6 protein-coding genes and 1 pseudogene are annotated in these 7,634 nt (G+C 39.4%); all 7 read right to left on the minus strand.

Going from position 1 to position 7,634, the window contains the following annotated elements:
* Positions 1 to 155 (minus strand): annotated as a pseudogene (locus tag AC11ZT_RS06960) (tRNA 2-thiouridine(34) synthase MnmA); the annotation flags it as partial.
* A 39-nt stretch (positions 156 to 194) separates the two neighbouring features.
* The gene (locus AC11ZT_RS06965; protein ID WP_484058903.1) at positions 195 to 1,346 is read right to left on the minus strand and encodes a cysteine desulfurase family protein; all 1,152 of its coding nucleotides are present in this window, start codon (positions 1,344 to 1,346) and stop codon (positions 195 to 197) included.
* A 198-nt stretch (positions 1,347 to 1,544) separates the two neighbouring features.
* Positions 1,545 to 1,961 carry a cysteine metabolism transcriptional regulator CymR gene (cymR, locus tag AC11ZT_RS06970; RefSeq protein WP_484058904.1) on the minus strand — a complete coding sequence of 139 codons (417 nt, stop codon included), beginning with the start codon at positions 1,959 to 1,961 and terminating at the stop codon, positions 1,545 to 1,547.
* A gap of 187 nt (positions 1,962 to 2,148) precedes the next feature.
* A complete protein-coding gene (locus AC11ZT_RS06975) occupies positions 2,149 to 3,432 on the minus strand; it encodes a replication-associated recombination protein A (protein ID WP_484058905.1) in 1,284 nt (427 codons plus the stop codon).
* Between the two features lie 206 nt (positions 3,433 to 3,638).
* Positions 3,639 to 4,406 carry a tRNA threonylcarbamoyladenosine dehydratase gene (locus tag AC11ZT_RS06980; protein WP_484058906.1) on the minus strand — a complete coding sequence of 256 codons (768 nt, stop codon included), beginning with the start codon at positions 4,404 to 4,406 and terminating at the stop codon, positions 3,639 to 3,641.
* A gap of 174 nt (positions 4,407 to 4,580) precedes the next feature.
* Positions 4,581 to 6,350: an aspartate--tRNA ligase gene (aspS, locus tag AC11ZT_RS06985; RefSeq protein ID WP_484058907.1), complete on the minus strand. Its 1,770-nt coding sequence runs from the start codon at positions 6,348 to 6,350 to the stop codon at positions 4,581 to 4,583.
* An 11-nt stretch (positions 6,351 to 6,361) separates the two neighbouring features.
* Entirely contained in the window at positions 6,362 to 7,633 is a 1,272-nt protein-coding gene (hisS, locus tag AC11ZT_RS06990) for a histidine--tRNA ligase (RefSeq protein WP_484058908.1), read from the minus strand.
* Position 7,634: the final 1 nt, after the last annotated feature.

The following is a 7,634-nucleotide window of genomic DNA, read 5'->3' on the forward strand; positions in this document are numbered from 1 at the left end:
GTACATACGCCAAATTCATCTGTATCATCCCAGTTTTTCATGAAAATACCGATTACATCGTAGCCTTGCTCCTTTAGCATAAGTGCTGCTACAGAAGAATCGACGCCACCTGACATTCCAATGACGACTCTTGTTTCGTGAGGAGATTTTCTCAAATGTTTCACCTCCAACCTCAATTTCTTAGTTGTATCGTGTTATTTTCCTACATTTTTAGCTAATCGTTTAACGATTTTCGCTGTTTCATATGCTGCTTTTTCAATGTCCTGTTCATGATTACCATAGCCAAAACTAAATCGAACACTGGACCGGATTTTTTCTGATTCTTTCCCAAACATCGCAACAAGAACATGGGAAGGATCGACAGAACCTGCAGTACATGCAGAACCGCTTGATGCTGCAATACCAGCAAGATCTAGATTAACGAGAAACGATTCAATATCCATAGATGGAAAGCTAAAGTTACATACATGCGCTAAGCTATACTCCTTATTTCCATTCCATTCGTAGGATATGCCTTCTTTTTCAAAGACAGCTATCATTATATCTTTAAAAGACAGATAGCGCTGAATTTTTTGCTCACGTTCTTGTCGAGCTATTTGAATAGCATGCTGCAACCCTACTACGCCAGGGACATTTTCTGTACCTGCTCTTCGTTTTCTTTCTTGTTCACCACCAGCAATAATAGGGGAGAGTTTTATATTTTCATTGCAATATAAAAAGCCTACACCTTTTGGTCCGTTAATTTTGTGTGATGAAATGGAAAGTAAGTCAAGGCCAAGTTGCTTCACATCAATTGAAACGAGTCCATATGCTTGGACAGCATCTGTATGAAAATAAGCTTGATGATCCTTTAGAAGCTCCCCGATTTCCTGTATAGGTTGTATCGTTCCCACTTCATTGTTACCGAACATGACCGATACAAGAATGGTTTCGTCTGTAAGAGCTTGTTGAATATCTTCCACATGTACACGGCCGGTTTCGTCGACTGGTACATATGTAATGTTAAATCCTTCTCGTTCTAACATCTTACATGTATTTAAAATGGCATGATGCTCAATTTCCGTTGTAATAATGTGATGCCCGCGATTTCGATTAGCATGTGCTATGCCTAGCAAAGCTAAATTATCTGCTTCTGATCCGCCACTAGTAAAAATGATTTCGTTTGGTTTTGCTCCAATGCTTGCGGCGCATACTCGTCTTGCTTCATCAACGGCATGGCGCGCTTGTCGACCGAAGTAATGTATGCTAGAGGGATTTCCAAACACTTCTGTCATATAAGGGATCATGCTTTGCACCACTTCTGGATGTACGGGTGACGTTGCAGCATGATCTAAATAAATATGCATATAAATTCACCCTTTAATTGTATAGTAAACAAGAAACCGACTCACCTTGGCAGCCGGCTCCGTTATTTTTTATGATCCAGCTACTTCGGCTAGGCACGCAGGTCGGACAACCCTCAACCATAAAGGATAAGAGCGCCTTTTTGGGTGAGGAACGCTCCGTCCTGCTTGCCTGAACAGCCGAGTCCGCTTTTCTTTTTATCAAATATAAAACATATATCCTTGTTGGTTTTCTTCGTCGTATTTGACTAGGTCTTCAAGTGTAGTACTGTCGAGTACTTCTTGCACTGCGTCTCGTATTCGCATCCAAAGCTGACGTTGTGCAGGTTTTTCTTCTTCTATTCCTTCTACCACACTAATTGGGCCTTCTAAACAACGAATTACGTTTCCTGCTGTAATTGCACTTGGTACATCAGCAAGAACGTAGCCACCATATGCTCCGCGTGTACTTTTCACAAGACGTGCATTACGAAGGGGTGAAATAAGCTGTTCCAAATAGTGCTCAGATAAGTCATGTGACTGTGCAATCGATTTTAAAGAAATCGGTCCCGTTCCGTATTTTTTTGCTAAATCAATCATAATAGTTAAGCCATAGCGACCTTTGGTTGATATTTTCATACATACACCTCTTTCCTAAACTTCTTCCATACGTAAATAAGCCCTAACGATTATAACATACATCATGTAAAACCTACATTTCATTTCCTAAAACTTTGTATGACCATATCTTTACTTAGTTATCCTCATATTTACTAGAATAGACACATTATGCTTATCTCATAAGGAGAAAAAATATCTGTTTTTCCTACTCTTCTTTCATTTTTCGTAATTTTAAATAAATAGCCCCTAATGTTTTCTCTTTCCCAGCTTCTTTCGGTTCGTAATATTGCCGATCCTTTAATTCATCGGGCAAATACTGCTGCTTAGCCCATCCTCCAAAGCTTCCAAGCGGAAAATCATGCGGGTATATGTAGCCAATTCCATGACCGAGCTGTTTTGCACCGCTGTAATGGCTATCTTTTAAATGAGACGGTATGTCATAGTAGGCACCGTTTCTGACATCATCTAGCGCTTTGTCAATAGCTACATAACCAGAATTCGATTTAGCTGACAAGCACATTTCAATAACAATTGTACTCAGTATAATACGAGCTTCTGGAAATCCAACCGATTTACTTGCTTCACATCCCATGTATACTTTATATCCCATATCTGATGCAAGACCACAATCCTCATAAGCAATTACAGTCAATCTACGACAAATACTCGTTAGATCACCAGCCTCTATGAGCCGCGCTAAGTAATGTAAAGCGCCATCTACATCACTACCCCGAATGGATTTTTGTAATCCAGATAGAACATTATAATGTGCAGAACCAGTTTTATCATGGGAAAAGCCTTTGTTCGTTAGAAATTCCTGTATCGTTTCATTTGCTACTTCATACATGCCGCTGTCCATTCGTGAAGCGTGTACAATATCCTCTAAAAGATTTAGAGAAGAGCGAACATCTCCGTTTGTACCATTGGCTATTCGTTCAAGCTGCTGTTCACTTATTTGTACAGTCAGCTTACCTAAACCACGCTCTTCATCTTTTAAAGCCCGTTTTAAAACTTTCATTATATCGGGCGGAGTAATCGGTTTTAATTGTTTGATTTGATTACAGCGACTTCGAATAGCAGCATTTACGTCGTGAAACGGGTTTTCTGTCGTAGCTCCGATTAATGTAACGAGCCCACTTTCAACATGAGGAAGTAGGTAATCTTGTTGCGATTTTGTAAACCTATGGATCTCATCAAGAAACAAGATAACACTTCCGTACATTCGTGCTTCATCAACTACTTGTTCAATATCCTTCTTCCCAGCAGTTGTTGCATTTAATGCTATAAAATGTTTATTTGTAGAGCCTGCAATTGCATAGGCTAAGGAAGTTTTTCCGATTCCTGGTTCTCCGTATAATATCATAGATGGAATATGTCCACTTTGAACCATGCGATAAAAGGATGAACTAGGTAATGTAAGATGGTCTTGTCCGACAACCTCATCTAACGATTTCGGTCGCATGCGATAAGCAAGAGGTGCTTGTTCCACCTAACTCTCCTCCCCGTGATGCGTTTCCTTTATTGTACTACACTTGACAGAGTTAGAAAAAGAATCATTACCGGAAGGGATTTGTATACGAACTTGTAGTGAATGGTAAGAGATAAGGGGAACTTTTATGACAGGACTCTACACAACGTTTGTAGTGGAAAAGTGAGCCGTTATGAAGATATCTGCATAACGGCCTATTTCCCTGTTTACTCTTGACCAACACGATTTATTTCTATGTCTTTCAGCAGTGTTCGAACGACATAACTTGCTGCAATAAGACCAGCAACAGAAGGTACAAAGGCATTTGAGGATGGTGGGATTTTAGCCTTACGAATTTTCGCATTTTCATCTGGAATGATTTCCTTTCGAATGTCTTCATGAATGACAATTGGACTCTCATCAGAGAAAACAACCTTCACACCTTTTGTAATCCCTTCTTTACGAAGTCGTGTTCGTACTACTTTTGCAATGGGATCTGTATGTGTTTTCGAAATATCCGCAATCCGAAATCGTGTCGGATCCATTTTATTCGCAGCTCCCATACTAGAAATAATCGGTATTTTCCGTTTTAAGCATTCTTTCATAATATGAATTTTATACGAAATTGTATCAGCAGCATCAATGACAAAATCGAGACCATAGGAGAAAAATTGTTCATACGTCTCTTCTGTATAAAACATTTGCAAAGCAATTACTTCGCAATCTGGATTAATATCTGCTATCCGTTCTTTCATAAGCTCTACTTTTTGTCGACCTACGGTGGAAAGTAGCGCATGCACTTGACGATTGACATTTGTAATATCTACTACATCTTTATCAACAAGAACGAGGCGTCCCACTCCAGATCGTGCCAATGCTTCAACAGCAAAGGAACCCACGCCCCCTATTCCTAATACACCGACTGTACTATTTTTCAATATTTCAAGCCCATCTTTTCCAAGAGCTAACTCATTCCGCGAAAATTGATGTAGCATACGTATCCACTCCTCTTGCAAATTCATTCAATTTGTATTCTACCTTCTTTTCCTACTATTTGTATAGAAAAAGTTATTATATAATAGCAAGTTCAAAAAAATCCTATGTGAACTTCACATAGGATAGGTTAGATTCAAATATTTATTCGCTTGCGATACTATTTTTTGTAATCCTTATTTACGACCTCTTTTTTGTAGATGTAGCTCATTCCATTGCGTTTGCGCTACTTCACTAGGTGCATCTGTTAACAAGCAGCTTGCACTTGCTGTTTTTGGAAATGCAATCGTATCGCGTAAATTAGTACGACCTGAAAGTAGCATAACTACACGGTCAAGCCCTAATGCAATACCACCATGTGGAGGTGTTCCATATTCAAATGCTTCAAGCAAGAATCCAAACTGAGCCTTTGCTTCTTCTGGCGTAAATCCAAGTGCCTTGAACATTTTTTCTTGTACATCACGTTCATAAATACGCAAAGATCCACCACCAAGTTCATAACCATTTAATACGATATCATAAGCCTGTGCACGTACTTTTTCTGGTTCCGTTTCAAGTAATGCAACATCTTCACGGAATGGCATCGTAAATGGATGATGTGCTGCCGAGAAGCGGTCTTCTTCTTCGTCATATTCAAGTAATGGCCAATCCGTTACCCATAAGAAATTAAATGCATTTTCATCAATAAGTTGCAGCTCTTTACCAAGCTTTAAACGAAGTGCGCCTAAGCTATCTGCAACAATACTTTTTCTATCTGCAACGAACACGATTAAATCTCCTACTGTTCCTTCCACTAATTGAAGAATTGCACCACTATCTTCTTCAGTAAGGAATTTCGTAATTGGTCCTTTTATTCCGTCTTCTTCGACCTTAAACCAAGCTAATCCCTTTGCACCATATATTTTCACAAATTCAGTTAAAGCGTCCATATCCTTACGAGAGTATTTACTTGCATATCCCTTTACATTTATGGCTTTTACTTGACCACCACTCGTAACTGCATCCGCAAACACTTTAAAGCCGCTGCTTGCAACTGCTTCAGAAACATCTACTAGTTCCAGTCCAAACCGTGTATCTGGTTTATCTGAACCATATCGTCCCATTGCTTCATCATACGTTAAACGAGGGAATGGAGTAACGATATCCATTTGTTTCGCTTCCTTCATCACACGTTTCATCATTCGTTCCATCATGGCAATGATTTCATCTTGTGATAAGAATGACGTTTCAATATCAACTTGTGTAAATTCAGGTTGACGATCTGCACGTAAATCTTCATCACGGAAGCAACGAGCAACTTGATAATACTTTTCGAAGCCGCCTACCATAAGTAATTGTTTAAATAGTTGCGGTGATTGCGGCAATGCATAGAACTCACCTGGATGAACGCGACTTGGTACTAAATAATCACGAGCCCCTTCCGGTGTACTTTTCGTTAAGATTGGCGTTTCCACTTCAAGAAATTCTTCTTCATCTAAGAAATCACGCATAGCTTTTGTAATCGTATGACGAAACTTAAATGTCTCTAACATAGACTGACGACGTAAATCTAAGTAACGATATTTCAAACGAACGTCATCTGAAACTTCGGTATCGTCTGCAATTGAAAAAGGAGGTGTTTTTGCTTTATTTAAAATAGTAACTTGGGTTGCTTGCACTTCAATATATCCCGTTTGAATTTTAGGATTTACTTGGCCCTCTTCCCGTTTAATTACTGTACCTACAATGTGTAATACATACTCATTTCGAATTGTTTCTGCAAGCTCTAATGCTTCTTTTGAAATTTCAGGATTGAAGACTACTTGTACGATACCTGAGCGATCACGTAGATCAACGAAAATTAATCCCCCTAGATCTCTTCGTTTTTGTGCCCACCCATTTAATTGTACCGTACTCCCTACATCCTGCAATGAAACTTCTCCACAATGATGTGTTCTTTCTGCCATTTTTTCTCCTCCTAAAAAACTTTTTCTGCTATGTAAGAAACGAGTGTATCAAGAGAAATTTCTTTCTGGTCGCCGCTTTCCATTTCTTTGATTGAAATGACATTACGCTCTAACTCGTTATCTCCTAAAACTGCAACATACTTTGCATGGAATCGATCAGCCGCCTTAAACTGTGCTTTTACCTTTCGATCCAAATAATCTTTTTCAGTAGCTATCCCTGCTTTGCGCAATTCAAATACAAGTTTTGCTGCTACATCCTTGGCTTTGTCTCCCAGGGAAACAACATAGCAATCCAGATTTGAATCAATTGGCAGTTGTACTTGTTCTGCTTGCAAAGCAAGTAACAATCGCTCAATACTTAATGCAAAACCAATACCAGCTGTTTCAGGACCACCAATTTCTTGTACGAGTCCGTTGTAACGTCCTCCGCCACTTAATGTCGTAATTGAACCAAATCCTGATGCTTCACTCATAATTTCAAAAACCGTGTGTTGATAATAGTCTAATCCACGCACTAAGTTTGCATCGATTTCAAATGGTATCCCCATCAAGGTTAATGTTTTTTGTACGTTATGAAAATATTCACGTGAAGCTTCATTTAAATATTCTGTTATGGAAGGCGCTGATTTCATAAGATCATGGTCGTGATCCTTTTTACAGTCAAGAATACGAAGTGGATTTTTATGTAATCGCGCTTGACAATCACTGCAAAATTCCCCAATTCGAGGTTCAAAATGACTTACGAGAGCTTCACGGTGAGCAGTGCGACTTTCCCGATCACCTAGGCTGTTAAGCACAAGCTTTACACTTTTTAATCCTAGACTTCGATAGAATTCCATAGCAAGGGAAATAACCTCTGCATCGATTGCAGGGTCACTGCTGCCAAGTACTTCGGTTCCAAACTGTACAAATTGACGATAACGTCCTGCTTGTGGTCGTTCGTAGCGAAACATCGGGCCGATATAATATAGCTTTGTCGGCTGCGTGCTATCACCATACATTTTGTTTTCCACATAGGAACGAACGACAGAAGCTGTTCCTTCAGGACGTAGCGTTAGACTACGTTCTCCGCGATCTTCAAACGTGTACATCTCTTTTTGAACGATATCTGTTGTATCGCCTACACCACGTAAGAATAGCTCTGTATGCTCAAAAATCGGTGTGCGAATTTCTTTATAATTATAGCGTCTGCAAATATCACGTGCTTGCGCTTCGATATACTGCCATAATTCTACCGTTCCAGGTAGGATATCTTGCGTTCCTCTTGGAATTTGAATAGACATG

It is taken from the genome of Ectobacillus sp. (assembly GCF_056992975.1).